General features: G+C 54.9%; 2 rRNA genes. Both read left to right on the forward strand.

What is annotated here, in order from left to right:
* The first annotated feature begins 19 nt into the window (after positions 1-19).
* Positions 20-2924 (forward strand): 23S ribosomal RNA (locus tag F7Q90_RS25035).
* Positions 2925-3028: 104 nt separating this feature from the next.
* A 5S ribosomal RNA gene (gene rrf / locus F7Q90_RS25040) occupies positions 3029-3144 on the forward strand.
* Positions 3145-3146 lie beyond the last annotated feature (2 nt).

The raw sequence follows: 3146 nt of genomic DNA on the forward strand, positions 1-3146 counted from the left end.
AAACGCCTGTGGGTTGTGAGGTTAAGCGACCAAGCGTACACGGTGGATGCCCTGGCAGTCAGAGGCGATGAAGGGCGTGCTAATCTGCGATAAGCGCCGGTAAGGTGATATGAACCGCTACAACCGGCGATACCCGAATGGGGAAACCCAGTGTGACTCGTCACACTATCATGCAGTGAATACATAGCGGCATGAGGCGAACCGGGGGAACTGAAACATCTAAGTACCCCGAGGAAAAGAAATCAACCGAGATTCCCCCAGTAGCGGCGAGCGAACGGGGAGGAGCCCAGAACCTGCATCAGCTTGTGCATCAGTGGAAGCGTCTGGAAAGACGCAGGGTACAGGGTGATACTCCCGTACACAAAGGTGCACAGGCTGTGAGTTCGATGAGTAAGGCGGGACACGTGGTATCCTGTCTGAATATGGGGGGACCATCCTCCAAGGCTAAATACTCCTGACTGACCGATAGTGAACCAGTACCGTGAGGGAAAGGCGAAAAGAACCCCGGCGAGGGGAGTGAAACAGAACCTGAAACCGTGTACGTACAAGCAGTGGGAGCACCTTCGTGGTGTGACTGCGTACCTTTTGTATAATGGGTCAGCGACTTATATTCTGTAGCAAGGTTAACCGTATAGGGGAGCCGCAGGGAAACCGAGTCTTAACTGGGCGTTAAGTTGCAGGGTATAGACCCGAAACCCGGTGATCTAGCCATGGGCAGGTTGAAGGTTGGGTAACACTAACTGGAGGACCGAACCGACTAATGTTGAAAAATTAGCGGATGACCTGTGGCTGGGGGTGAAAGGCCAATCAAACCGGGAGATAGCTGGTTCTCCCCGAAAGCTATTTAGGTAGCGCCTCGTGAACTCATCTCCGGGGGTAGAGCACTGTTTCGGCTAGGGGGCCATCCCGGCTTACCAACCCGATGCAAACTGCGAATACCGGAGAATGTTATCACGGGAGACACACGGCGGGTGCTAACGTCCGTCGTGAAGAGGGAAACAACCCAGACCGCCAGCTAAGGTCCCAAAGTCATGGTTAAGTGGGAAACGATGTGGGAAGGCACAGACAGCCAGGATGTTGGCTTAGAAGCAGCCATCATTTAAAGAAAGCGTAATAGCTCACTGGTCGAGTCGGCCTGCGCGGAAGATGTAACGGGGCTAAACCATGCACCGAAGCTGCGGCAGCGACACTATGTGTTGTTGGGTAGGGGAGCGTTCTGTAAGCCGTTGAAGGTGTGCTGTGAGGCATGCTGGAGGTATCAGAAGTGCGAATGCTGACATAAGTAACGATAAACAAGGTGAAAAACCTTGTCGCCGGAAGACCAAGGGTTCCTGTTCAACGTTAATCGGAGCAGGGTGAGTCGACCCCTAAGGCGAGGCCGAAAGGCGTAGTCGATGGGAAACAGGTTAATATTCCTGTACTTGGTGTTACTGCGAAGGGGGGACGGAGAAGGCTATATCGGCCGGGCGACGGTTGTCCCGGTTTAAGCGTGTAGGTGTGTGCGCCAGGCAAATCCGGTGCACTTTACACTGAGGCGTGACGACGAGGCACTACGGTGCTGAAGTGATAAATGCCCTGCTTCCAGGAAAAGCCTCTAAGCATCAGGTAACACGAAATCGTACCCCAAACCGACACAGGTGGTCAGGTAGAGAATACCCAGGCGCTTGAGAGAACTCGGGTGAAGGAACTAGGCAAAATGGTGCCGTAACTTCGGGAGAAGGCACGCTGGCGCGTAGGTGAGGGGACTTGCTCCCGGAGCCGAGGCCAGTCGAAGATACCAGCTGGCTGCAACTGTTTATTAAAAACACAGCACTGTGCAAACACGAAAGTGGACGTATACGGTGTGACGCCTGCCCGGTGCCGGAAGGTTAATTGATGGGGTTATCCGCAAGGAGAAGCTCTTGATCGAAGCCCCGGTAAACGGCGGCCGTAACTATAACGGTCCTAAGGTAGCGAAATTCCTTGTCGGGTAAGTTCCGACCTGCACGAATGGCGTAATGATGGCCAGGCTGTCTCCACCCGAGACTCAGTGAAATTGAAATCGCTGTGAAGATGCAGTGTACCCGCGGCAAGACGGAAAGACCCCGTGAACCTTTACTACAGCTTGACACTGAACACTGAGCCTTGATGTGTAGGATAGGTGGGAGGCTTTGAAGCGTGGACGCCAGTCTGCGTGGAGCCGGCCTTGAAATACCACCCTTTAATGTTTGGTGTTCTAACGTGGGCCCGTGATCCGGGCTGCGGACAGTGTCTGGTGGGTAGTTTGACTGGGGCGGTCTCCTCCCAAAGCGTAACGGAGGAGCACGAAGGTTGGCTAATCCTGGTCGGACATCAGGAGGTTAGTGCAATGGCATAAGCCAGCTTGACTGCGAGAGTGACGGCTCGAGCAGGTGCGAAAGCAGGTCATAGTGATCCGGTGGTTCTGAATGGAAGGGCCATCGCTCAACGGATAAAAGGTACTCCGGGGATAACAGGCTGATACCGCCCAAGAGTTCATATCGACGGCGGTGTTTGGCACCTCGATGTCGGCTCATCACATCCTGGGGCTGAAGTAGGTCCCAAGGGTACGGCTGTTCGCCGTTTAAAGTGGTACGCGAGCTGGGTTTAGAACGTCGTGAGACAGTTCGGTCCCTATCTGCCGTGGGCGCTGGAGAATTGAGGGGGGTTGCTCCTAGTACGAGAGGACCGGAGTGAACGCACCGCTGGTGTCCGGGTTGTCACGCCAGTGGCACTGCCCGGTAGCTAAGTGCGGAAAAGATAAGTGCTGAAAGCATCTAAGCACGAAACTTGCCCCGAGATGAGTTCTCCCTGAGGCTTCGAGCCTCCTGAAGGGACGTTGAAGACGACGACGTTGATAGGCCGGGTGTGTAAGCGCAGCGATGCGTTGAGCTTACCGGTACTAATGACCCGTGAGGCTTAACCTTACAACGCCAGAGGCGTTTTGGGTTGAGAGACAGAAAGAATTTTCAGCCTTGTTTACCGGATAACGCCGTGCGGCCCGAGAGGGCGGTGCGGCAGACAGAATCTGCCTGGCGGCTGTAGCGCGGTGGTCCCACCTGACCCCATGCCGAACTCAGAAGTGAAACGCCGTAGCGCCGATGGTAGTGTGGGGTCTCCCCATGCGAGAGTAGGGAACTGCCAGGCAT

It is taken from the genome of Pantoea stewartii subsp. stewartii, assembly GCF_008801695.1.
Classification (GTDB): Bacteria; Pseudomonadota; Gammaproteobacteria; order Enterobacterales; family Enterobacteriaceae; genus Pantoea; species Pantoea stewartii.